The organism is Kribbella sp. NPDC023855 (genome assembly GCF_040639475.1).
In the GTDB taxonomy this organism is placed as follows: domain Bacteria; phylum Actinomycetota; class Actinomycetes; order Propionibacteriales; family Kribbellaceae; genus Kribbella.
This window is the reverse complement of record NZ_JBFAAA010000015.1, coordinates 96,509-120,340: the sequence shown is the minus strand read 5'-3', so window position 1 is coordinate 120,340 and position 23,832 is coordinate 96,509. Positions and strand designations below refer to the sequence as shown.

At 66.7% G+C, this 23,832-nt stretch carries 22 protein-coding genes; 10 read left to right on the top strand and 12 right to left on the bottom strand.

All coding sequences use genetic code 11. From position 1 onward, the window contains the following. Positions 1–65 precede the first annotated feature (65 nt). The 5 genes from AB0F51_RS35295 to AB0F51_RS35275 all read left to right on the top strand — a co-directional run bounded on the left by AB0F51_RS35295 (position 66) and on the right by AB0F51_RS35275 (position 6,184). Complete coding sequence (locus AB0F51_RS35295; protein ID WP_360287321.1) at positions 66–1,748, top strand: hypothetical protein; 1,683 nt, start codon at positions 66–68, stop codon at positions 1,746–1,748. Next, positions 1,745–2,641, top strand: a complete 897-nt coding sequence (locus AB0F51_RS35290) for a hypothetical protein (protein WP_360287318.1) — start codon at positions 1,745–1,747, stop codon at positions 2,639–2,641. Before AB0F51_RS35295 ends, AB0F51_RS35290 begins: the two co-directional genes overlap by 4 nt. Continuing rightward, complete coding sequence (locus AB0F51_RS35285) at positions 2,641–3,405, top strand: DUF6339 family protein (protein ID WP_360287315.1); 765 nt, start codon at positions 2,641–2,643, stop codon at positions 3,403–3,405. The genes AB0F51_RS35290 and AB0F51_RS35285 overlap by 1 nt, the downstream gene beginning before the upstream one ends. Positions 3,406–3,519: 114 nt before the next feature. After that, positions 3,520–5,172, top strand: coding sequence for a TIGR02391 family protein (locus AB0F51_RS35280; protein WP_360287312.1), 1,653 nt, complete (start codon positions 3,520–3,522; stop codon positions 5,170–5,172). A 757-nt stretch (positions 5,173–5,929) separates the two neighbouring features. Beyond that, entirely contained in the window at positions 5,930–6,184 is a 255-nt protein-coding gene (locus AB0F51_RS35275) for a hypothetical protein (RefSeq protein WP_360287309.1), read from the top strand. 20 nt (positions 6,185–6,204) lie between these two features. Here AB0F51_RS35275 and AB0F51_RS35270 read toward each other — a convergent pair whose 3' ends face one another. From AB0F51_RS35270 to AB0F51_RS35260, 3 genes are all read right to left on the bottom strand, one after another. Further along, positions 6,205–6,570, bottom strand: a complete 366-nt coding sequence (locus AB0F51_RS35270; protein ID WP_360287306.1) for a hypothetical protein — start codon at positions 6,568–6,570, stop codon at positions 6,205–6,207. A gap of 108 nt (positions 6,571–6,678) precedes the next feature. Then, positions 6,679–7,671 carry an SDR family oxidoreductase gene (locus AB0F51_RS35265; RefSeq protein ID WP_360287304.1) on the bottom strand — a complete coding sequence of 331 codons (993 nt, stop codon included), beginning with the start codon at positions 7,669–7,671 and terminating at the stop codon, positions 6,679–6,681. Positions 7,672–7,899: 228 nt separating this feature from the next. Continuing rightward, positions 7,900–9,036 carry an epoxide hydrolase family protein gene (locus AB0F51_RS35260; RefSeq protein WP_360287301.1) on the bottom strand — a complete coding sequence of 379 codons (1,137 nt, stop codon included), beginning with the start codon at positions 9,034–9,036 and terminating at the stop codon, positions 7,900–7,902. A 60-nt stretch (positions 9,037–9,096) separates the two neighbouring features. Here AB0F51_RS35260 and AB0F51_RS35255 point away from each other — a divergent pair, with 60 nt between their 5' ends. Next, on the top strand, positions 9,097–10,074 hold the full coding sequence (locus AB0F51_RS35255) for a WYL domain-containing protein (protein ID WP_360287298.1): 978 nt from the start codon (positions 9,097–9,099) through the stop codon (positions 10,072–10,074). 2 nt (positions 10,075–10,076) lie between these two features. On the opposite strand, the gene AB0F51_RS35250 is transcribed toward AB0F51_RS35255, so the two are convergent. Beyond that, positions 10,077–10,739 carry a response regulator transcription factor gene (locus AB0F51_RS35250; protein ID WP_360287295.1) on the bottom strand — a complete coding sequence of 221 codons (663 nt, stop codon included), beginning with the start codon at positions 10,737–10,739 and terminating at the stop codon, positions 10,077–10,079. Then, positions 10,736–12,739 carry a histidine kinase gene (locus tag AB0F51_RS35245; protein WP_360287292.1) on the bottom strand — a complete coding sequence of 668 codons (2,004 nt, stop codon included), beginning with the start codon at positions 12,737–12,739 and terminating at the stop codon, positions 10,736–10,738. The genes AB0F51_RS35250 and AB0F51_RS35245 overlap by 4 nt, the downstream gene beginning before the upstream one ends. 168 nt (positions 12,740–12,907) lie before the next feature. Between AB0F51_RS35245 and AB0F51_RS35240 the strand changes: the two genes are divergently transcribed. Next, entirely contained in the window at positions 12,908–13,261 is a 354-nt protein-coding gene (locus AB0F51_RS35240; protein ID WP_360287289.1) for a hypothetical protein, read from the top strand. Continuing rightward, positions 13,258–13,953: a DUF4386 family protein gene (locus tag AB0F51_RS35235; protein WP_360287286.1), complete on the top strand. Its 696-nt coding sequence runs from the start codon at positions 13,258–13,260 to the stop codon at positions 13,951–13,953. Before AB0F51_RS35240 ends, AB0F51_RS35235 begins: the two co-directional genes overlap by 4 nt. Positions 13,954–14,025: 72 nt before the next feature. Here the strand turns inward: AB0F51_RS35235 and AB0F51_RS35230 are convergent, their stop codons facing one another. Together AB0F51_RS35230 and AB0F51_RS35225 are read right to left on the bottom strand one after the other, a co-directional pair. Then, entirely contained in the window at positions 14,026–14,712 is a 687-nt protein-coding gene (locus AB0F51_RS35230; RefSeq protein ID WP_360287283.1) for a DUF429 domain-containing protein, read from the bottom strand. 2 nt (positions 14,713–14,714) lie between these two features. Continuing rightward, positions 14,715–15,779 carry an alpha/beta fold hydrolase gene (locus AB0F51_RS35225; RefSeq protein ID WP_360287279.1) on the bottom strand — a complete coding sequence of 355 codons (1,065 nt, stop codon included), beginning with the start codon at positions 15,777–15,779 and terminating at the stop codon, positions 14,715–14,717. A gap of 234 nt (positions 15,780–16,013) precedes the next feature. Here AB0F51_RS35225 and AB0F51_RS35220 point away from each other — a divergent pair, with 234 nt between their 5' ends. Further along, positions 16,014–17,384, top strand: coding sequence for an FAD-binding oxidoreductase (locus AB0F51_RS35220; protein WP_360287276.1), 1,371 nt, complete (start codon positions 16,014–16,016; stop codon positions 17,382–17,384). On the opposite strand, the gene AB0F51_RS35215 is transcribed toward AB0F51_RS35220, so the two are convergent. From AB0F51_RS35215 to AB0F51_RS35195, 5 genes are all read right to left on the bottom strand, one after another. Further along, on the bottom strand, positions 17,362–18,075 hold the full coding sequence (locus AB0F51_RS35215) for a methyltransferase domain-containing protein (RefSeq protein WP_360287274.1): 714 nt from the start codon (positions 18,073–18,075) through the stop codon (positions 17,362–17,364). The genes AB0F51_RS35220 and AB0F51_RS35215 overlap by 23 nt on opposite strands. 35 nt (positions 18,076–18,110) lie before the next feature. After that, positions 18,111–18,833, bottom strand: a complete 723-nt coding sequence (locus tag AB0F51_RS35210) for a hypothetical protein (protein WP_360287272.1) — start codon at positions 18,831–18,833, stop codon at positions 18,111–18,113. Next, a complete protein-coding gene (locus AB0F51_RS35205) occupies positions 18,830–19,399 on the bottom strand; it encodes a hypothetical protein (RefSeq protein ID WP_360287269.1) in 570 nt (189 codons plus the stop codon). Before AB0F51_RS35205 ends, AB0F51_RS35210 begins: the two co-directional genes overlap by 4 nt. A 112-nt stretch (positions 19,400–19,511) precedes the next feature. Beyond that, positions 19,512–20,048 (bottom strand): dihydrofolate reductase family protein, encoded by a 537-nt coding sequence (locus tag AB0F51_RS35200; protein ID WP_360287266.1) that lies wholly within the window; start codon positions 20,046–20,048, stop codon positions 19,512–19,514. Positions 20,049–20,073: 25 nt separating this feature from the next. Next, positions 20,074–20,649 (bottom strand): NAD(P)H-dependent oxidoreductase, encoded by a 576-nt coding sequence (locus AB0F51_RS35195; protein WP_360287263.1) that lies wholly within the window; start codon positions 20,647–20,649, stop codon positions 20,074–20,076. A 106-nt stretch (positions 20,650–20,755) separates the two neighbouring features. Between AB0F51_RS35195 and AB0F51_RS35190 the strand changes: the two genes are divergently transcribed. After that, positions 20,756–23,830: a BTAD domain-containing putative transcriptional regulator gene (locus AB0F51_RS35190; RefSeq protein ID WP_360287260.1), complete on the top strand. Its 3,075-nt coding sequence runs from the start codon at positions 20,756–20,758 to the stop codon at positions 23,828–23,830. The last annotated feature ends 2 nt before the right edge of the window (positions 23,831–23,832 follow it).

Sequence of the window (23,832 nt, the reverse complement as noted above, 5' to 3'; positions counted from 1 at the left end):
ACTCGTGGGACGCTCGAAAGCGGGAGAATCAGGCGCCCGTCGAATTCCAAGTGGATTTCGGATCGGTGAGTGCAGCTCACTTGTCCGGCTGGCGCGAACTGCTGCTTCAGAATGCACCGCTCGAGCATCAACTGCCGCTGAGAGGTGCGCTGCGCCGCTCGGACATCCGAACCCTCACCGTGTCGGACAGGGGCACCACCGGGCTCGGGGGACCGACCCGAGCAGATGTCGCCCAGGGTGAGAACCACGACTTCGTGTCCTTCGTCCGCAACATCGGTGAGCCGCGTGACACCGAACTGGGGGGCGGAACCTATGGGTTCGGCAAGGGAATCTTCTACCTCGTCTCGAAGGCCGGGGCCGTCCTCCTCCACACGAGATGCGCCACCCAAGACGGCCTCGAGACCCGACTCATCGGATGCGCTCTGTGGAAGAGCTACATCGGCCAGGGAGCAACTGAGGAGAAGCGTTACACGGGACGTCATTGGTGGGGTGACCCCTCCAGCGGAATCGTCGAACCGCTGATCGGTGAGGTTGCCGACCAGGCTGCTCAACGTCTCGGTCTGCGGCCCTTCCTAGCCGATGAGACCGGGACGACCGTCGTGGTCATCGACCCGATGCTCGACGACCTGGATCCCGGCCAAGCTGCGGAGTACGTCGCAGACACGATCGCGTGGCAGCTCTGGCCGAAGATGCTGGAGACCCAGGGACGCCCAGAGCCTATGCGCTTCTCGGTTCGCTGCGACGGCGCCGAGGTACCGATTCCTGATCCGGAGACCACGAGGCCGCTGGATCTCTTCGTCGCCGCCTATCGCGAACTCACGGGAGGCGAGTCCAGGACTCTGCAGTGCCGCAGCCCGAAGAAGGTACTGGGACAACTCGGACTGGCCAAGCGAGTCGGTCTGTCTGTCGAAGCCTCCATGGCCTCGTTGACAGCGGGTGTCGAAGGCCTCGTGCACCACGTCTGTCTGATGCGCCCAGCAGAGTTGGTCGTGACTTACTACAAGGGGCCCAAACCGCCGAGCGAGCTACTTTCCTATGCCGGTGTCTTCCGGGCCGACACCGGCATGGACGAGGTGTACGCACGCGCCGAACCACCTACCCATGACAGTTGGAATCCTCACTCGCTGCAGCTTCCTGAGAGCACGTTCGTGCGTACTACGTTCCGCCGTATCGGAGAGGCCCTGGACGGCCTGCTCGAGTTGGGAGGATCGGCTCGTGGCGGATCCACCGCGATCTCCCTCGGGGCGGCGAGCGGAAGATTCGCCTCGCTCGTCACCGGCTCCGAAGGCCTCGGAGGCGCGTCCGACTTCACATCACGCTCCGGGGCGGCCGGAGGCGGACAGCCTACGGGTGGGCAAGGCGGCGGTGGAGCAGGCGGCTCGGAGGGGGGCAAAGGTCGGTCGGCTCGACGGAGTCGGATCGAGTACATCGGCGACCCGTACCTTGACGATCGTGGTGGACGTACGGTCGTGGTCCAGGATTTCCGGTTGCCGGACGACGGCGAGTACGAAGTACACGTCGACGCGGCTGTTCTGGCCGGTCCCGGTACACGGGAGACAGAAGCACCACTCGGTGCCGCTGTACCAGAGCTCCTCGGATGGGAACACCCCGATGGTCGGGCAATTGAGGAGCCAGTTCTGCGTGTCACAGGTGGCGACGGCTCGACCTGGCGCGTCATGGTGACTCCGGCCGCGGATACGGTGACCGAACTCAACGTGACTGCGCGATCCGTGGCGAGTTCTCGATGAAGAGACTCTCGCTGCCGTATCGGCAGCCGGCAGCCGATGTTGTCCGGGCCGATGAATGGGTGATCGTCATGGACGACGAGCAGGTACCACTACCGAGCCATCTGCCGGACTGGGACTATCGGACGAACCTCCACCTTCGCCGTACTGTTCAGATCGACGCAGATGCGCTCCGGACGGGAGCGGCACTGCCGCTCAGCGCACCGATCTCGCTCGCGGTTGTCTGGAATGCTTCGGGGTCCGGTCTGCGAGCCGCGGCTTGCCGCATCCCACTCAAGGCGACGGAGAGCGAATCGATTGATCTGGAGGTGCTGATTGCGGGGGCGGACCTAGGCGGTTTGCTGGCACTCGAGACCGTGATCGTGCTGGACGAGCGGATGGTCGACGCGGCGCCTGTCGCGGCGCGGCGCGCCGGTTCCGTTCTCTGGCGTGAGCGCCGGGAACTTCGTCTTCAAGGCGATGCGCCACAGTTTCCGCTGGCCGTCGTCGATTTCGAGAGGACCTCGTTCCCGAACGATGCCGCCTGGCACCTGCAGATCTCCCAGAATCTCTCTGCAGCAACGATGGGCGCCATGTTGCTGCTGATCAACGAACGTAACCCGGTCGCCTTGTCGGCCTTCCAGAATGCCGCGAAGCCCCGGCCGGTGGACAAGGTCGTTCTGTCAACGATCTACATGGACGTCGCTCGTACGATGGTCGAGCACGCGCTGCGTTCGGAAGAGTTTTCGGAAACGTCCGAGTACGACGACGAGACCTTGGGCGCCACGCTTCTGGCGCTCGTCGAGCAGCTCTTTCCAGGTAGTTCGATCAGCGATCTCAGGCTACGTATGGAGAGCGCGCCGGCGCACTTCGCCTCGGAGATCCAGGCCGCGGTCAAAGTGTTCGGAGACAGCTGATGGGCGTTCTTTATCCTCGACTTCTGGCCGAGCAGGCCAAGACATTGCACGACCTCTATCGCACTCTGGAGATCGCCGAACTGGGGCGGCGGCACAGTACCGTGCACGACTCGAGCATCTTCGCCGCGGTCGGTGGGGACCGGGCCGGAACCGAGGACCTGGCTGCTCTTCGCGTTGCGGTTCTCCAACTCGCCACCAAGCAGGGATTCCCGGGCGAATCCACGCGTGATGCGCGCCGTGACTTCGATCTGCAGGTTGCCGAGTTTCTGCACTCCGGCATGCAAATGGTGCCGGCGGAGGCCGCCGCGGGAGACGTGTGGGCATTCCTCGCTCTGGTCCTTCTGCCCGACGTCGCCTACTGGCGTTATCCCCACCCGCCTGGAGACCGTGTACTGGGCACCGATATCACCAGGCATGTCTTCGGGCGGTTGTGGTGGCGGGCACATCTTGTGTACTCGAGCGACGACGCCGCCCCCTACAGTGCGCTGGGAATCCTTGGAGAAGCCGCCTTCGACCAAATTTACGCCCGTCGAAGGGCACTTGGAGCGAGTCCACATCTGGTCAAGGCGATCCTCCGCACGTGGGCGGGCCTCGACCTGGAGGACCTCGACGAGCGAGACGTTCTGCGTGGTTTCCTGCAGCGACTGCTCCGATTGAGCCCGTTCATGGTTTTCGATGCATTGGACGCCGTTGCGCTCGACGGCGAGCTTCGCATCGTCGCTCTCGAGACGATCGACGCGATCCGAGCCAATCGGCCGAATTGACACGCCCGAGGGTGCACCTGCTGGATGCGTTTTCGATAGCTTTGGTCCGTTCGACGGCGCAGTGGTCGCGTGATCGGTGCCGGTACGCCCTGGCCGAATTCGAGGATGACATCAGTGAGAGCCCCTCTGACTCTGCAGTTCGATCCGCTGACGATCGAGCACCTGGGATACAAGATGTACTCCCATCTGCCGAACGCTCTGGCGGAACTTATCGCCAATGCGTACGACGCCGATGCGACGAAGGTCAAGGTACTCCTTCGTGACGATCAGGGGGAGCGCGCGGTCGTCGTGGAGGACAACGGCCACGGTATGGGTGTCCGCGACCTTCAGGAGAAGTATCTCCGGATCGGTCGTAACCGACGGGCCGAGGGCAACGATCGGTCGGAGTCCGGCCGCCGTTCAGTCGCTGGAAAGAAGGGTCTGGGAAAGCTGGCGCTCTTCGGAATCGGGGAAACCATCCTTCTCACCACCAAACGACAAGGAACGTCCGAGGAACTGCGGGTTGCGCTCAGTTGGTCCGAAATCAAGAACGCGACCGGTACGGAATACCATCCTGCGCTGTCCGCTCACGAGGCGCCACCGGAGTCGCACGGGACATCCGTCGAGTTGACGAGATTGCACCGGCGCACGCCCGTCAACGCGCGGGAGTTGGCTCAGAGCCTGGGCAGACTCTTCGGCTATCTCGACGACCATTTCACGATCGAGGTCGTCGATGCGGCCGGCGGCCGTCGGCCGGTGGACCGGAACGCTCGGTTGGACTCGCTCGCCCGAGATATCGAATGGCGTATTCCCGACGACCTGTCCGACGACCTGAAGGCGAAAATCCCCAACGACAAGATCAGCGGTCGGATCGTGTCGGCGGCCAAACCGGTTCCTGCCGACCAGCGCGGTATCGCCCTGTACGCGCACGGCAGGCTGGCGAACGAACCAGAATTCTATGGAGTCTCGGAGTCCAGTTATGCGTTCTCGTACCTCACGGGGTATCTCGACGTGGACTACATCGACGACGGCATAGCCGACGTCATCTCCACCGACCGACGGTCGATCAGCTGGGATGGCGATCTGACGGCGGAACTCAACCGATACCTGCAGGACCTGCTGCGGTGGGCCTCGTCGGAACGTCGCACGGCGCGCAAAAAGGCGACCAAGGCGCGGATCGAATCGGATCACGGAGTAGATCTGGACGAGTGGGTCGGATCGATCCGAAGCGAGGAGCGAGAGGCTGTCGGTCGAGCGGCATCGATCTTGACATCCGCCGACTCAGCCTTGGGCGACAAGGACCGAGATTCGCTCCTCAAGAGTCTCCGAACCATCGCACCTGACTACGCCGACCTGCACTGGCGGCATCTGCACCCGGCGATCAAAGAGGTCTCCGAGTCGTACTACGAGTCCGGCCACTTCCATGCAGCGATGTCGGAGGCGTTGAAGCGTTTCGTCAACGACATCAGAAAGGCTGTTGGGATCCAAGGGCAAGAGGCCTCGGCCATCGTGAACCAAGCTTTCAAGGTCGATGGCAACGATCCCGCCCAGATCGACGTCACACAGGCCTACGCCGACGCGGGATTCGATGTGAAGACATTGAGGGCCATTCGGAACGGACAGTGGAAGCTCTCGGACGGTGTCGTGGCTGCGTTCCGCAACCCAGTCGCGCACGAGGAGGAGTTGCTCCTGATCGAGACCGAGGCAATGACCTACCAGGATTGCCTGGATGCACTGAGCATCGTCTCCCACCTCTACCGACACTTCGAGCGAGCGATGGAGTCCTAGTCGTCCTCGATGTGGGCGGAATGGCGTCTCAGAGTGGTGTGGCCGCGCTGTGCTGTGACGGCAGACGCGCCCTTCGGCACGGCGTCCAGGCGCCGGATGTCTCCCATTTCGAACGCGTCAATGGCTGCTTACCGAGTTAGCTGACTGAACGACTTCGGTGTGGTCAGAGTGGGGACTTCTGATGTGGATGGGGGCGATCACCCAGATGCGCTCTCCATCGGAGAGCAAGTACGGAGTTTCGGGATCATGGTTCCTGTCGGGATGGAAACTTCAACCGGATAGAAAGGAGGTGTGACAACTAGGGCGCTGCGCAACCCCGCTTGACCATTTCATGGGTTCAGCATCCGCCCGGCCAGTCTTCAAGCGTCGATCGGCGGGCGGACCTGCTCAGAGTTCTCGGGTTGGGGAGTTGCCTGGCTGGGGGCGGTGGGGGAGACGCTGGTGGTGGCTGGCTAGGGGTGTTGCAGCGCCTCGAGCTGGGGCATTGCCTTCTAGGGCCTTCATTGCTTGGGCGAGGTCGGGTGGGAGGGGGTCTGCGCATTGGGGTCACTGGTCTGGTGGGGTCTTTGTCTGATCCGACTGCGGGTTCGACGTTCGGGAGACTGTCCAGTTCCGCGAGGGGAGCGCCTCGGGTGCGGCCGAGGCGGTTGGCGGTGACCTCGAAGGGCCGGCCGTCCTTGCGGGGTTCGAAGGCGAGGACCTGGCGTACGGGTAGGTGGTCTGCGGTGGGTCCGTCGAACTCGCGGTAGGTCAGGCGATGGGACGGGCCCATTGGTCTGCCGCGGCGGTTGAGTTCCTGGACTACCGGGAGTTTGATCTCGGCGCAGTCGCGGAGGTCCGAGTGCCTGTCCGAATAGCCGAGTCGTTCGCCGGCGAAGTCTGCCTCTCGGCCGGCTCGCAGTGCGGCCAGACCGATGCGTACTGCGGCAAACTGCTGTGCCTCCGGGCCCGACGGGTCCTGCTTAGTTGCGGTATGGAGCTCCCGGAGTTGGGCCTGGAGGTCCGGGTGTGAAACTAGGTGGTACTTCGCGGTCATGGCCGCGGGGCTGTGCCGCTGTCGGGCGCCTCGTCATCGTCATCGAGGTCCCAGCCGAACTCCTTTGCCAGGTCATCTACTGGTACGTACTCGTCTGGCTGGGCGCTCGCGAGTCGCTGCCGGGTTACGTCGCGGGCGCGCTCGGTCTGGTTGGCTTCCTCCGTGAGGGCATCGAGACGCTCCCATTCGGCGAAGGAGATCACGACCCCTTCGGGTTTGCCCTCGTCTCCGAAGAACAGCGGCTCCGACTGGCCTGCACGGAAGCGCCCGAGCATCTTGGGCAGGTTGTGGGCGGCGGTCGCGGTGTCGATGACGAGCAGACGTTCGCCGTTGGGGCGGTCGTGGGGTGTCTCGGATGACATCCGGGGCTCCTTCCAAGAGGACCTCATCACCCTAAGGCAACGAGGAGATCGCTCACGGAAGCTTTCCACAGGCGCAGTAGATCCGGTCTGCGCTGCGGCTTCATGCCGTCAACCGGTTAGGCGGGCTAGGAGCCGGCCGGCTTGGGTGGCTGCGGCGTTGGCGGTTTCGGCGGCTCGGGCTATTGGTGGGGAGAGGATGAGGGCTATGTAGCGGCTGGTGGGTTTGGCGGTTTTGTCGAAGGCGCCGTGGGAGCCGTGGTCGCCGGGGAGGGGGTTGTCGAGGTTGTCGGGGCGGTCGGGGGTGTCTGGTTCGTCGGTTTGTTGGCTTTTGTAGCCGGTTTTGGCTAGGAAGGCGTCCAGGAGTGGGGAGGCTATGCGGTTGCCGAGAATCGTGTAGACGGTGGGGAAACCGATCCAGAGTTGGCGGCGGCGGTGGTGGGCTGCGTGCCAGATGGCTTCGGCGGCCAGTTCGGGTTGGTAGATCGGTGGGACAGGCTGGGCTTTGTGGTCCAGTTTGGATCGCTGGATGCGGAATTGCGGTGTGTTGACCGCCGGCATGTGTACTTCGCAGATGTGGATGTCGACCTCGTCGTGCTGGAGTTCGCAGCGGATCGACTCGGTGAATCCCTGGGCCGCGTGCTTGGCGCCGCAGTACGCCGATTGCAGGGGGATCCCGCGGTAGGCGAGGGACGAACCGACCTGGATGATGACGCCGCGGTTGCGCGGGACCATGCGGCGCAGGGCGGCGCGGGTGCCGTTGACGAAGCCGAGGTAGGTGACCTCGGTGACGCGGCGGAACTCGTCGGGTTCGAGTTCGAGGAACGGGCCGAAGACGGTGGCCATCGCGTCGTTGATCCAGACGTCGATCGGGCCGAGCTCCTCCTCGATCTGCCCGGCGGCGCGATCGAGGGCGTCATTGTCACTGACATCAGCCTGTACTGCGACCGCGCGCGCCCCCAGCTTTTCCACCTCGATCTGGGCGGCACTCAGCCCGTCGGCGCCGCGCGCGATAAGACCCACGTCGTACCCACGATCGGCGAACAGTTGGGCGGTGGCCCGGCCGATCCCTGCACTGGCTCCGGTGATGGCGACAACACTCATGGTCCGCCTGTGCCCAGCAGTAGACGCTCCTACTCGTTGACCAAGTCATGAAGGACGAGGCCGTGGATGTTTGGGGTGTTTTTCGGGCGGACCGCGAGCGGGCGGACGGTGGTCACGTTCTGGCGGGATCAGGAGGCGGCCGAGCTGCTCGTACGTAGTGGTTCGCACACGCCAACCGGCCGGCTCACCGCGGGATGCGGTGGCCGGCCGAAGGTGGTTCAGCTGGGGCTACAGGTTGCGGAAGAAGGTGCGGAGGTCTTCGGTTAGTTCGGTGGGGCGTTCGAGGGAGGCGAAGTGGCCGCCGTCTTTGAAGGTGGACCAGTGGACGATGTTGGAGTTGTCGCGTTCCGCCAAGGGGCGGATGGTTTTGAAGTCGTCGGCGAAGACCGCTACGCCGGTCGGGGCGTGGTTGATGGCCGGCTCGGTTCCCGCGTTGGCCTCCTCGTAGTGGTAGCGGCCGGCGGTGGCTGAGGTGTTGGTGAACCAGTACAGGCTGACCTCGGTGAGGATCTGGTCGCGGGTCACCAAGCTGGTGCCGTTGCCGAAGCTGTTGAACAGCTCGTTCCAGGCCAGCTGGCCGACCGGGGAGTCGGAGATGCCGACGGCAACGGTCTGCGGGCGGGTCGAGTTGATCGCGTTGTAGCCGCCGACCGACTGGAACCACTTCAGGTGCTCCAGCGCCGCGTAGTCCTCCGGCGTGAACTTCTCGAACTCGGACGGGTCGCCCGACGGGAACGAGAACAGCTGCAGGACGTGCAGACCGAGGAAGCCTTCGGGGTTCAGCAGGCCGAGTTCGCGGGAGACCATCGCGCCGCCGTCACTGCCGTGCGACCCGTACGACGAGTAGCCGAGCCGGCGCATCAGCTTGTCGAAGGTGCGCGCCACTCGCGCCATCGTCCAGCCGCGGTCGACCAGCGGAGTACTGAAGCCGAAGCCGGGGATCGACGGTACGACGACCGAGAACGCGTCCGAGGCCTTGCCGCCGTGCGCGACCGGGTCGGTGAGCGGGCCGATCATGTCGAGGAAGTCGACGAACGAGCCCGGGTAGGTGTGGATCAGCAGCAGCGGAGTCGCGTCGGCCTCGGCGGACGGTACGTGGATGAAGTGCACGGTCTGGCCGTCGATGTCGGTCAGGTAGTGCGGGAACTCGTTCATCCGCGCCTCCTGCTCACGCCAGTCGAACCCGTTGCGCCAGTGCTCGACCGTCTCGCGCAGGTAGTGGTTCGGCGTACCGAGGTCCCAGTTGTCGCCGGGCGCCTCGGCGGGGAGGCGGGTGTTGGCGAGGCGGGCCTGCAGGTCGTCCAGGTCGGCCTGGGCGATCTCGACGCGGAAGGGGCGGATGGCTGCGGTGTCGTTGTTGTTCATGGCTTTACCGTAGAAGCCATATAGGAACGTTAGATTCCCAATTGAGATACTGTTTTCCGCATGCGTGAAACTTCGTCCCGATTGCTGTCCTTGCTGGCGCTGATGCAGTCGCGGCCGGCCTGGCCCGGGTCCGAGCTGGCGGAGCGGCTGGGGGTCAGTACGCGCACCATCCGCAACGACATCGACCGGCTGCGCGAGCTGGGCTATCCGGTGGATGCGACGCGGGGTGCGGCCGGGTACTACCAGCTTGGTGTCGGCGCGAAGCTTCCGCCGCTGCTGCTGGACGACGAGGAAGCGGTGGCTGTGGCTGTCGGGCTCCGGACGGGTGCTGGGGTCAGCGGGATGGAGGAGAGCAGCGGCCGGGCGCTGGCGAAGCTCGAACAGGTGCTGCCGCATCGGCTGCGGCGGCAGGTCAACGCGATCCACACGACGCTGTCGAAGGGCCCGGACAACACGGGGTCGAACGTTCCGGATCCGGAGATCGATCCGGCGGTGGTGACGACGATCGCGGCGGCTATTCGCGATGAGCATTACTTGCGGTTCGACTACGCAGTACCGGGGCAGGAGTCGTCGGCTGCTTCGCTGCCGCTGCTGGTGGAGCCGTATCGGTTGATGAGTTGGCAGCGGTACTGGTACCTGGCTGCGCGTGACGAAGCCGGCGAGTGGCGGACTTATCGCGTCGACTGGATGGACCTGCGGATGGCGACGGGGCGGAAATACAAGCCGCGCCCGATGCCGGACGGCGACTACACGAACTTCGTGATGCGCGACGTCGCCACCGCGGGCTGGAAGGTGCACGCCCGGATCACCGTGTACGCCTCGGCGGAGGAGGTGCTCGCCCGAATCCACGCGGCAGTCGGAATCGTCGAGTCGGTCGACGACACAACCTGCGTACTCGTCACCGGCGCGGAAAGTCTCGAGGTAGTTGCCGTCTACATCGGCATGCTCGGCCTGGACTTCCACGTCACCGCCCCGCAGGCCCTGGTCGACCACCTCAAGGTGATCGGCGAGCGCTACCTCCTGGCGATCCAGCCTTAAAACTAAGGGTTTCCGAGGCCGGCGTTGCGGGCTTGGATTATGGCGGTGGCTCGGTCGGCTACGGAGAGTTTGGTGAAGATGGTGGAGACGTTGTTGGCGACTGTTTTGGAGGCCAGGCCGAGGCGGGTGCCGATGGCGGTGTTGGACAGGCCGGCGGCGAGGAGGTCGAGGATTTCGCGTTCTCGGGTGGTGAGGTCGGGGAACGGTTCGGCGGCGGGTTGTGGGGGTGTGGCGAAGAAGGAGAGGACGCGGCGGGCGACGCCGGGGCCGAAGATGGCTTCGCCGGCGGCGACGGCGTGGATGGCGCGGGCGATCTCGTCCTGCTCCGCGCCCTTGACCAGGTAGCCGCGGGCGCCGGCTCGCATCGCGGCGAAGACCGAGTCGTCGTCCTCGAACATCGTCAGGACGAGTACGGCGACGTCGGGCGCAGTACGGGCCAGTTCGCGGGTTGCGGCGAAGCCGTCGAGGTCGGGCATCTGGAGATCCAGTACTGCGACGTCGGGTCGCGTGGTCACCACTTCGCGGACGGCTTCGCGGCCGGTCGCGGCGACGCCGACCACCTCGATGCCGGGCAGCGACGAGAGCAGCGCGGCGAGTCCGGCGCGGACGACCGGGTGATCATCGGCCAGTACGACGCGGACCGCGCTGGTCCCCTCGGCGGTCATCGGGATGCCTCGGCAACAGGCGTTGCCATCGGGAATGTGGCGTGGACCCGGCCGCCGGCGGGGGTGGGTCCGGCTTCGAAGGTGCCGCCCAGCTCGGCGGCGCGTTCGCGCATGGCTTGCAGGCCGACACCTGGTTTCCATACCTCGTTCGGTGGCCCGTCGTCTGTCACCTCTACCTCCAGTTCGGGACCGCAACGAAGAGACAGTACTGCGGACGTCGCGCGCGAGTGGCGCACCACATTCGTGAGTGCCTCGGTCGCGATCCGGTACGCCGCGACCTCCAGCGCGGCAGGCAATGCGGGCAACCCATCGGCTGACACTTGCACAGAAACCGATGCGCCGTCTGCTCGCCACGACAACTGGTCAGCTCGCTGGCGCAACGCACCCACCAGACCGAGTTCGTCCAACGCGGGCGGGCGAAGGTCGTCCACCAGCCGTCGGACGTCGGCGATCGCCGCTCGAGTGTCCATCCGCAAGGTCCCCAGCAAGTCGGAGGCTCGCGCGGGATCGACGGAGATGAGGTTGGCGGCCGCATCCGCCGTGAAGGCGACGCCGGTCAACGTCGGACCGAGCCCGTCGTGCAGGTCTCGCCGCAGCCGCCGGCGCTCCTCCTCGCGCGCAGCGACGAGGTGCTCCCGCGAAGCCTGCAGTTCAGAGGACAGCCGAGTCGCATGGACGGCAACGGCCAGCGGTACTGCGACCAGCGCGAGCACGTTGCGATCAGTCTGCGACAACCCGGACTCACCCGAACGCAGGCCAACCAGCAACGAGCCAACCGTAGTACCGCCGTAAGACAGTTCAACCGGTACTACGTCAAAAGGTGCGACTCCGGCAGAGGCGAGGACTGTGTCGTCCACTGCGAGGGCGACGTACGGGAATCGCAGGGCGGAGCGGATGGCTTCGACGACTCCGGGCATGCCGCCGGCCACGCCGGACGACAGTTCCTCCCCGACGCGCGAAGCGACCCGAGCAGGATCGCGCCGGTCGCCGTACATCGCCCGATCGACCAACCGCTGTAACCGGGGCAGCACCGGAGCGATCAGTAGCGCGACCAGCACCGTGACCGTGGCGGAGCGCCCGAAGCGGGAAGAGATGAATGAGTCCGTGAGCGCGACCAGTGCGACATAGGCGCCGATGGCAAGGATCGACAGCAACGCCCAGCTCAGTGCGCGGGATACCACCAGCCGGATGTCCAGCAGCTGATGACGAACGATCGCGACCGCCACCGAGACCGGGATGAGCGGGATGGCCAGCAGGACGACGATCGGCGTGCCGCTGACCAGCGCCCAAGGCGTGATGAAGACGATCATGATGACGCTTGCCAGCAACAACCACAGTAGTTGTCGACGGCCCGTTTCAGCTGCGTGGCGATAGCGGATGACGAGACAGGCGATCGCCAGCAGATAGGCGAGCAAGCCACGGAGTTCGGTTGCCGTCCACAACGGTTGAAGGGAGTCGTACCCCGGGAGCTGGAGATAGCTCGTGGGGCCGTCGTCGAAGAGCGCCTCCGGGCCCGCGCCCATCTCGAGCGCGAACAACGGCGAGGTGACGATGATGCCGATGGCGACAGGTCGCCACCGCTTCGAGAGCAGCCGGCCGTCGGGGAACAGCAGCAGCGCCAGGGGCAGGAACAACCCGATCGACCAAGGCCAGGACCAGAGGAACACCGTCGCTGCGAAGCGTTGAACCGGCATCGGTGCCGCACTGTCGTACAGCAGCTGGCTCAGCGGCGCGCCGACGGCCGTGGTCGCGTGACCGATGCCGTCGGCGATGAAGAGCCAGCCGATCGGGTTGGCCGGCCGATGCCAGGCGATCACCGCGCCGCAGGTCGCGAACGTGAGTCCCATCAGCCCGTTGGTGACCAGGAAGCTCTCGAGCGCAGTACTGAAGGACCAGCCGACCACCACGGCCAGGACCAGCCCGGTGAGCACTTCGGCCACCGCGAACCCGCCGAGCCCAGCCGCCAGCGCGCGGCGGTTGGGAGTGTGGTCGGCCTTCATGGGGATCAGTGTGCGCTCAGAGGTGTCCCGGTGTCTCGGGAATGGGTTCCCGGGGGTGGCGGGCGAGTTCCTGGCGACGGGTGAACGCCGGCTCAGGCGCCGGGAGTGGGCGGGCCCGACTGTGGAGGCAGACGGTCCGACGGGCCGCAGTACAGGGGAGGTTTGGAGATGTCTCGAACATTTCGTGCCGGGCTGGTCGTACTCGGGCTGCTGTCGCTGGCAGACCTGGCAGGCCCGCTGCTGACGGATGGTGAGCACCCGCCGATGTCGGTCGCGCTGATCGGCTCCGCGCTGGGGCTGCTCAGCCTGGTGCTCGTGGTGTTCGCCTGGCGTGGTGCTCGGCGGGCGGTCGTGCCGCTGATCGTGCTGCGGGTGCTGTCGGCCCTGAGCGCAGTACCGGCCTTCTTCGTGGGTGACGTCCCGGCAGCGGCGCTGGCGGCCGCAGGGCTGGTCGTGGCGTTGACTGCGCTCGGTGTGGCGCTCCTGCTCAGGCCTGCGCGGCAGTTGGCAGGTGCACGATGACAACGACAGCAGCCCGTACTACGTCCGTCGCGGACACCCGGGGCATCAGCCGGTGGGCAGCCGCGATCCTGTTGCCAGTGGGCCCGGCGGCTGTCGCAGTACTGCGGTACGTCCTGCCCTACGACACCGTCGACGACACCTCGACCATGGCGGCGAAAGTGATCGCGGAGCCGGGTCGCGCCTCAGCTGTCTTGTGGCTCGGTCTCGTCGCGATTCTGACGCTGGTACCGGCCGCGTATGCGGTTGGCAGGCTGACTCGGCGGCGCGCGCCCAAGCTGACCCTGGTCGCGTTGGCGCTGCTGATCCCGGGATACCTGTCGCTCGGCTGGCTGGCCGGTGGCGACCAGCTCCTGTGGGCGGGAGCAGATGCCGGGCTCGACGCAGGCGGCGTCACGCGGATCGCCGAGGCAGTCCACCCGACGGGTGAGATCGCCGGGGTGTTCTTCGTGATGGGACACGTCATCGGAACGATTCTGCTCGGCGCCGCGGTGTGGCGCTCGCGGGTGGTGGCACGCTGGGCCGCGGTCGCGGTGATGGTGTCGCAGCCGGTCCATATCGTTGCCGCGGTCATCGTTCCCAACCACACGCTCGATCTGTTCGGCTGGGGACTGCAGGCGGCCGGGTTCGCCGCGGCGGGGTGGGCGATCCTCAAACTTCGCAACGACGACTGGGACCTACCGGCCCGGCCCTGAAGCGCAACCGAACCAATCCGGGCCAACGGCAACCAATGAAGTCTGGGTCTGACACGGCAACCACCTGCCGGGTCAGACCCAGATTGCTGCCGGCCAGCCGTCGGCGAAGGTTTCCGGTGGGTTGGGCAACGACACGGCCTCTCCTCGCGCGACGCGCCGCGCGGACCACGCCGCCGCACCTGCGTCCAGTACGTCGTCCACACCGACCGCCGCACCCGCCAGACCAAGCTCACCGGTCAGAGCGATTCCTGCGCCAGCCAGCAGAGCGCGTCGCCGTTCAGCGCCGGCCCACGTCGACTTGCGGACCGTCAGCGGCGCCCCAGCCAACTGCGCGAAGCTGACCTCCGGATGAACTTCCACCACGAGCGTGCCCGCCCGCTTGACCCACTGATCGACCTCGAACAGCTTCCCCCGCAACCCATAGGCCTGGATCGAGAGCCCTTGTCCGGTCAGTTCCCGATTGATCACGACCGCATCCCGATGGGTCGGAGCCAGCAAGGCAGCTCGTACCGGCGTCGTGAACACCGAGGACGACAACCGCCCGATCGCGGACCGAGCGAGCAGATCGGCCTGCCGCGGCGCCTTGTCGGGCAACCCGATCGGCATGTCGACGGCGACCACAGCGAGTGGCCCGCCCTCCTCGGCCTGCGCGATGAGGAGATCTATCGTGCTCGCCACGAACGCGCGCACCGACCCGCCATCGAGCAGTACGCCGACCCACCCCGCCTTGCAGGCATCGACTCCGAGCACTCGGGTCATTGCTAGACGCCTTGTTGCTTGAGGAAGGCAACAGATCTGGCCATCGACCTCGGCCAGGCAGCAGCGAAGGCATGCTCCTCACCGGGGTAGGTGTAGAGAGTGGCTTGTTTACCAGCCTTCTGCAGGGCCGCGTAGGTCTGCTGCGCCCAAACAGGTGGGCAGGTGGAGTCGGCAAGCCCTTGCTGGATCAGCAGCGGCTCGGTGATGCGGTCGAAGAAGTTGACGGCTGACAGGTTGCGCCAGAAGGCCGGGTTCTTGGCCGGGTCGCCGTGAGTACGAACGATCGCACCGGCGATCTCGGCCTGCGGGCGGACCCAGCGGTTGAAGTTGTCGACCGCGTTCGAGCTGACCGGCGTGTACACCACGGCAGCCTTGACCAGCCCTGGCTGCGCCACCAGCACGTTGTAGGTGATGCCGCCACCCATCGACCGGCCGAACAGCCCGACCCGCTGCGGGTCGACGTACGGGGCCGCCTTCAGGGCGAGCACCGCGTTGATGACGTCCTCGGTGTAGCCGAGGCGCAGGTTGACCTCGGACTGCGGATCCTTGGACGACTGCGCGTGGTTGCGATAGTCGGTGTGCAGTACGACGTACCCGCGGCGGGCGAGGTAGTCCTGCTCGCGTTGCAGGCCGCGGCCGTTGGTGTAGACGGCCGGGTCGATGAAGCCGTGGTTGAGGACGAGGGCTGGATGGCGGCCGGGGGTGCGGGGCACGTTGAGGATGCCGGAGATGGTGAGCTTGCCGCTGGCGTAGGTCACGTAGTACCGGGTGTAGGCGTCTGTGCGGCCCAGGACGCGGCCGAGACGAAGGTCACGGCCGTCGTACTTCTTCGCCATCAGGGCCTGGAGCGACACGGGATTCGGCGGCGTGGCCGGCGTGCTGGCGGTGCTCGGGGTAGGGGTCGGGGCGCTGGGTGTCTGGGAAGGCTGAGAGCTTGGGGTCGGCGTGGTGGCAGCGGGTCCAGTAGGCGTGGGGTCGGCCGAAGGGGGCGTCGAGCAACCAACGGCGAGGGACAGGACCAGCGCGGCACACCCCAGCGCAGGGCGGCCCAGCCACGGCAGCTTCATAGCCCCATAGTGCCGCCCGGCCCCAAGGCGGGCGGACGGACGGGGGTTGACGCAGGCTGGAGCGAGGGGGACTGTCAAGGGGAGAGGGTTGTCAGGGGAGGTCTGGCAGCCGCCGGGGGACCAGTTGCGCTGGGGGAACTTGCGCTGCGTTCGCGGGGTGGCTACCGGTCTGGGCGGCGCCGCGTGAAGCGCGCCGGTCGACACAGGGAAAGCCCACTGGACCGTGGAGGAGTCATGGGCGAGTACACGATCGAGAACTTGAGGGAACGCACCAGAGGTCCCGTCATCACCGACGCGGACGAGGGCTACAACACGGCGCGCAGGGTCCACAACGCGATGCACAACAGGCACCCACGGGTGATCGTGCAGTGTGAGAACACCGGCGACGTGATGGCCGCTGTCGGCTTCGCAGCCGCCAACAACCTGGACCTGGCCGTCCGGGGAGGCTCGCACAGCGTCCCGGGCTTCGGCACGTGCGACGACGGCGTCGTGGTGGACCTGCGCCCACTGCGCAACGTCCTGGTCGATCCGAACACCCGTACTGCGCGCGCCGGCGGCGGCGCCACCTGGGGTGACTTCAACGCGGCCACCCACGCGTTCGGGCTGGCGACCACGGGCGGCGTCATCTCGACCACCGGCGTCGGCGGGCTGACGCTCGGCGGCGGGATCGGGTACCTCGCCCGCGGACTCGGCCTGTCCTGCGACAACCTGATCTCCGCGGACGTGGTCACCGCGGACGGCCGGTTCCTGACCGCCAGCGAGAAGGACCACGAGGACCTGTTCTGGGCGCTCCGGGGTGGCGGCGGCAACTTCGGCGTGGTCACGTCGCTGGAGTTCCGGCTGGCTCCGGTGGACACCGTGTACGGCGGGCCGATGCTGTTCGAGATGGCTGACGGCGCTGCTGTGCTCGCCGGGTTCAGGGACCTCATCAAGGACGCGCCGGAGCAGCTTGGCGGCTTCCCGGCCTTCCAGCTGGCGCCGCCGCTGCCGTTCATCCCCGAGGACCGCCACGGCGATGCGTTCACGCTGATAGTCGCCTGCTGGGCAGGGGATCCCGAGCGGGGCGAAGAAGAGGTCAACAAGTTCCGGCAGTTCGCCCCGGTGGTCGCAGAGAGCGTAGGGCAGATGCCGTACCCCGCACTGAACAGTGCGTTCGACGGACTCGTACCGCCCGGCCTGCAGCACTACTGGAAGGCCAACTTCGTCACGGAGCTCACAGACGACGCTATTCAGGCGCATCTGCAGCACGCACCCGGTCTGCCGGCAATGAACTCGACAGTGCACATCTACCCGATCGACGGAGCCTGCCACCGGGTAGCGGCGGACGCGACGGCCTTCGCCTACCGGGAAGCCAACTTCGCGACAGTGATCGCCGGGATCTGGCCTGACCCGGCGCAGAACGACGCGGGGGTCGAGTGGGTGCGCGGGTACTACGACGCGCTGTCGCCCCACTCGGAGGCGGGCGGCTACGTCAACTTCATGGCCGGCGACGACCAGCACCGGATCGCCGACAACTACAAGGGCAACTACGACCGGCTGGTGGACGTGAAGCGCAAGTACGACCCGGACAACCTGTTCCACCTCAACCAGAACATCGTTCCCTAGTCCACAGCATGGCGTGGGCGTTGCCGACCCTGGTGAAGGTGGCACCGGGGAAGGCGGCAGCGTAGGTCTCCTCGAACTGCTGGCGGCTCAGGTATCGGTCACTGACCCGGTGATCGAGCCAGTCGCCAGTAGAGAGCTTGAAGATCTCCCAGGCGTCAGCACGCCCACGCCGTACCAGGTTGCGGCCCAGCTTGCGGAGTTCGCCGCCGTAGAGCCACCAGCGCGGGTTGGCCGGGCGTGGGGAGACCGTGTCGATCAGGACGGCCTGCCCGCCGGGTGCGAGCAGGCTCTTGATGTGGGTCAGCGCTTCCGGCAGGTCTGGGACGTGGTGGAGCGTCGCGGAGCTGACGATGAAGTCGTAGCTGCCGGTGACGTCCAGGATCCCGGATTCGAGGTAGCAGACGTTGGAACGAGCCCGCTTGCGCCGGGCCAGCCGGATCATCGCAGCGGACAGGTCGACGGCGTCCACATGCTCGAAGTGCTCAGCCAGCAGTACTGCGTGCCTGCCGGCGCCGCAGCCCAGGTCGAGCGCCCTGCCCGAGCTCTGCCCGGCTGGCAGCACCGACGGCAGCCAGTCGCCGACCGCGTTGCCGGTGAGCTCGCCAAGGCGGTCGTAGTCCGCGGCCAGCCGATCGAACGACTGTGCCTCTTCCCGCGAGATCGCCTGCCGCCTGCGCCCCAGCAACGTCATGCCACTGGGACGCGGCGGCAGGCGGAAAGGTTCGCCTAGATCGTCAGCAGACGCTGGAAGAAGGCGCGGTAGCGCTGCAAGGCGGAGCGCAGGGCCTCGGTGTCGGGTTCGCCGTCGGACCACTGGCCTTCCAGCGTGCGGTGCTGCTCGTCGAACGTCGCCGAGAGCCGTTCGAGCACGTCGCTCACCAGCTTGTCGGCATCCGTCACCGCGGAGCGCGGGTCGTCGACGAAGCCTTGCTGGATGACGTCCCAGCGAGCCTTGAAGTCAACCGCCTCAGCCGGCGCCACCAGCGGCTCACTAGTCGTTGCCTCAGTCGCAGCCGGAGTTCCCGCCGGAGTCGCAGCCGGAGTACCGGCGTCGGGCGGGGTCCCGGCCAGAGCGCCGGTGCCGGCCGGGGTCCCGGTCGCGGTGTTGGGTGTGGTGGGTGTTTCGTCGGCACCCGTCCACGGCTCGTCGCTGCGCTCACCCGAGGGGATGACCGGCGCCTGATCGTCACCGACCTGGTCAACGGAGTACTCCGGCCGCCCGCCATCCGCAGTACGGTCCAGCGCATCGCTGCGCGCTCCTCCGTCCAGCGCGTCGCCGTCTGCTCGACGGTCCAGTGAGTCGCCGTCAGTGCGGTCGGCTGGGTCGTAGTCCGCGGTACGGTCCAGTCGCTCGCCTTCCGCAGTACGGTCGGCGCCGGCGTCCGTAGTACGGGGGTCCGCCGGGCGCGGGGTGGCCGGGTCCAGGGGGTCGTCGTGGGGGAGAGTCATGAGTAGTCCTTCGGGTCGGTGTGGCCGTTGCGGGAGGCCGGGGTCTCGAGCAGGACGGTGACCAGGCGGCGGTAGGCGGTGACTGCCTGGCGGAGGTCTTCTGTGGTGACCTGGCCCTGCGTCTGGGCTACCGCGATCTGGTGCGCCTGCCGGTAGTTCTGCGCCACCTCGGGATGGTCCACCGAGATGTCGTCGGCCCGCTGGTCGAAGTCGTCGACCGGATAGCCGGCCTCGCGCATCATCCGCAGTACCAGGCGGTCTGCCTGGTTGACAGCCTCTCCGGGCGTGTCCACGAAGCTCTGCTGCAGTCCGGTCCACTCGGCGCGGTAGCGCTCGGCCGATTCCGCGCTGATCGGGTGTACGTCGAGCTTCTCCCGCCGCTGCTCCCGGGCGCGCAGATCGCGGAGCGCCTCCTTGCGATCACCCCGCTCTTCCAGAGTGCGCTCGTACTCCGGGCCGAACCGCTCCTGCAACTGTGCGGTCTTCCGTCGCTGGTACGCGTAGAGCGCCGCCGCGGCGACGAGTACGACCAGGACGACGACGATGATGGTGATGACGGTTCCCATCGGTCTCAAGTCCCTTCTGAGTAAGTCAGTTCGGTACCCAGGGCCGAAACGACGAACGCCCGGAACCCTGGTGGGCTCCGGGCGTCAGCCGGTACTGCGAAGCGGTGCGGGATCAGGCTTTCGGCGCCAGCTTGTGGACGACGATGCCGGACTTGAAGGTGGTCGTACCGAGCAGTTCGAGGTGGTTGATCCCGATCTCGGACTCCGCGAACAGCTTGTCGCCGTCGGCCAGCACCGGGAAGACCCAGAAGTGGTACTCGTCGACCAGCTTGTGCTCGAGCAGCGTCTTCGAGAACGACCCGGTGCCGAACTTGAGCAGGTCGCCACCGTCCTCCTCCTTCAGCTTCCGGACGGCCTCGACCACGTCGCCCTCGAGCAGCTGGGCGTTCCAGGTGGTGTCGGTCAGCGTGCGGGAGGCGACGTACTTCGGCAGGTTGTTGAAGGTGTCGGCCATCTCGCCGTCGCGGCTGGACCAGGCCTCGGCGAAGCCTTCGTAGGTGACCCGGCCGAGCAGCAGGGCGTCGGTGTTCTCCATCAGTTTGCCGGAGTAGCCGAAGTGGTCCTCGTCCCAGTACGGCCCGCTCCAGTCCTGCGGGTCGGAGATGCTGCCGTTGAGGGTGACGAAGGTGGACTCGATGATCTTGCGCATGGTCTTGCCTCTCTGATGTGTGGTGTCAGGCTTGGTAGGGCTGTTTGATGCGTGCGTCGCGAAGTGCATGCGCCCACCAGACGAGCTGGTCGAGCGTGGTCTTGGCCAAGGCCTCGTAGCCGGAGCCAGGGCGGGGCCAGCTGCCGTCGGCGGCGAACTGTTCCCAGTAGCAGGGCAATGTGACGGTGTTGCGGATAGCGACCGCCTGCAGCTCGGTGAAGACCTGCCGGAGCTGAGCGACGGCGTACAGGCCGCCTGTCTCGCGGCCGTAGGCGACTATCGCGACCGGCTTCGCGTGCCACTCCTCGTAGTACCAGTCGAGTGCGGTCTTCAGCGATGCCGGAAAGCTGCTGTTGTACTCCGGTGTGACGACAGCGAACGCATCCGCCGCAGCCAGCCGCGGAGCCAGTACTGCGACCTCTGTCGGCGTGGGCTCGTCCGTGTCGGACAGAGTCTGAGGCAGGTTCGCAGTGGCCAGGTCTACGACGTCTATGTCGAGGTCGGCCCGCTTGGCGGCCTGCTGCGCGAACCAGCTGGCCACTGTCGGCCCGAAGCGCCCGTTGCGGGTGCTACCGATGATCACTGCGAGCCGTAAGTTCATCCCTGCTCACCTCCCTCGCTGCTGTTGAGGAAGACTCTGCCTGAGGGGGTTTACGGTTTCTTTCCGGTCTTCTGTGGGTCGGCCGGAAACCCTCTAGAGTGCGGCCATGCGCTTCGGGGTGCTCGGACCGGTGACGGCCTGGACGGACAGTGGCGAACCGGTCACCGTCCCCGGCCTCAAGGTGCGTGCGCTGCTGGCGGACCTCCTCGTCCATGAGGGTCGCCCGGTACCGGCGGACCGGCTGATCGACGACCTGTGGGGCGAGGACCTCCCCGGCAACCCGGCTGGAACGCTCTCCGCGAAGGTGTCCCAGCTCCGCCGTGCCTTCGAGGACGCCGAGCCCGGTAGCCGCGCACTGGTCGTCTCCGCCCCGGCCGGCTACTCGCTGAAGGTCGACAGCGGCTCGTACGACGCCCTGGGCTTCGCTGCTCACTTGGAGCACGGGCGGCTGGAGGAGGCGCTCGCACTGTGGCGCGGCCCGGCGTACGCGGATTTCGCCGACGAGGCGTTCGTGGAGACGGCTGTGGCGCGGCTGAGCGAGCAGCGGCTCACTGCCACCGAGGAGTACTTCGATGCCCGGCTAGCGCGAGGCGATCACAACGCCGTGATCAGTGAGGTCGCTGACGTGCTGGCGGAGCACCCGCTGCGAGAGCGGCTTCGTTCCTCGCACATGAAGGCTCTGTACCGCGCTGGGCGGCAGGGCGAGGCTCTGGAGAGCTACGAGCAGCTGCGGACGCTACTGGCGGACGAACTCGGCCTGGACCCAACACCCGAGCTTGTAGAGCTGCAGCAGTCCATCCTGACGCAGGAGCTCCCGGGAGCGCGCCGGCGCAGCAACCTGCCGTCGCAACTCACAGAGCTCGTCGGCCGCAGCCAGGCGATCACCGACGTCCAGAGCCGCCTGTACGTCGACCGACTGGTCACGCTGACCGGTCCAGGGGGAGTCGGCAAGACGCGGCTGGCGCTTGCCGCGGCCGATGGTCTTGCCAGTCGCTTCCCCGACGGCGTCATCCTGGTTGAGCTGGCGGCGGTCGCACCTGAGGCGCTGGACGTCGCAGGGTCGCTCGCGGACGCAGTACAGGCGGCACTTGATCTGCGGGACTCGGCTGGAGCGGGGTCTGGTGGGCTGGTCAGCGCGCTGTCGTCGTTGGAGCTGCTGTTGGTGCTGGACAACTGTGAGCACGTCATAGAAGCGGCTGCAGCGCTTGCTGACGACCTGCTGGCTGCTGCGCCCGGGTTGCGAGTGCTGGCGACCAGTCGGGAGCCGCTGGGGCTTACTGGGGAGGCTGTGTGGAGTGTGCCTCCTTTGGAGGTGCCTGCGATCACTGCTGCGTTGCCCGACCTGGAGGACTCCTCTGCCGTGCAGTTGTTCGTCGCCAGGGCGGCTGCGGCGGACCGCGGGTTCGCGCTGGACGAGGAGTCGGCCACTGCGGTCTCTGTGCTCTGCAGGCGTCTCGACGGGATCCCGCTGGCGCTGGAGCTGGCTGCCACGCGAGTGCGGGCGCTGGGAGTGCAGGGCCTGGTTGCTCGGCTCGATGACCGGTTCCGCTTGCTGGCGACCGGGCATCGCGGTGCGGCGCCTCGGCAGCAGACGTTGATGGCGATGATCGACTGGAGCTGGGACCTGCTGTCGTCATCCGAGCAAGCGGTACTACGCCGCCTCGCAGTACACACAGACGGCTGTACTGCGGATGCGGCCGAGCAGGTGTCTTGCGAGGACGGGGTCGACGTCCTGGACGTGCTGATGCGGCTGGTGGACCGGTCGCTGGTGGTGTCGGTGCACGGGGCGGACGGGCCGCGCTACCGGCTGCTGGAGTCGGTGGCGGCGTACTGCGTCGACAAGCTGCGGGAGGCCGACGAACTGGAGCTGGTGCGGCAGCGGCACCAGCTGTACTACACGGAGTTCGCAGAGACGGCTCGGGCGTATCTGACGGGTCCCGAGCAGAGTAAGTGGCTGCAGCGGCTGGATGACGAGGCAGGCAACCTGCGTACTGCGCTGGACGGCGCTGTGGCCGGTGGTGACCTTGAGCTGGCTGAGCGGCTGGTGGATGCGCTTGCCTGGTACTGGTTCCTTCGCGGGCGGTTTGCTGAGGCCAGGCGGTCGCTGGAGGCTTTGCCGTCTTCTGCGAAGGCGATTGCTTGGCTTGCTGGGTTCCTCTACGCGCAGGGCGACCCCAGTGCGGCCGCTGTGCGCGAGCGGGCGACTGTGACTGACCCGCGGGTCGAGTGGTTCATCGCCTTTACTGCAAGCGATTCGGGCGACCTTGCTGCTTGTGCGGTGATGCTGGACCACGCCCTGTCGGCCTTTGAGGCGTCTGGCGACCAGTGGGGGATAGCGGCGGTGCTGACGGCTCGGGCCGTGCATGCTCACGTTCGTGTCGACCTGGAGGCGCTGGAGAGGGATGCGGTAGAGAGTGCTCGCCTGTTCCGGCTGCTGGGCGATCGGTGGGGTTTGCTGCAGGCCACTGGCTGGCTTGGCGCTCTTGCTGAGCTGAAGGGCGACTTCGACGAGGCGGCGCGACTCCACACCGAGGGCCTCGAGATGGCCGAAGCACTTGACCTCTGGCTGGAGGTTGCCGGGGAGTTGGGGTGGCTGGGCTGGACTGCGCTGCGGCAGGGAGAATACGGCCGGGCGAAGGCCTTTGGCGAGCGGGCGCTGCGGCTGGCGACGGAGCAGGGCCACCGCGCGACGCAGGCGTTGGCAGAGCTCGTGCTGGGCTTTGCGGACCGGCGTACGGGTGAGCTGGAAGCTGCCGAGAAGCGGTTGCAGGGGATGGTCGATGCGGCCCGCAAGCAGGACGAGCCGGTGCTGTACCTGTCGATCGTGCTGCAGGAGCTGGGCTACACGGTGGAGCTGCAGGGCGATCTGGTGCGCGCTCGGGAGTTGCATGCGGAGGCGTACCGGATCTCACGCGAGTTCGAGTCGCGGCGGGGGATGTGCTGGGCTCTGGAGGGCCTTGCCGGGGCTGTGGATGACAAGGCGGTGGCTGCGCGTCTGCTGGGGGTTGCGGCCGCAGTACGGGGTGCTGAGGGACATGTGGTGAGTGCTGGTGAGCAGGCCGACATCGATCGGGCGGCTGACGCTGCTCGGGCTGTGCTGGGTGGGGATGCGTTCGAGGCGCAGTACGAGGCCGGCGGTCGGCTGGAGTTGGACGAGGCCTTCGCGGAGGTTCGTTCCTGAGG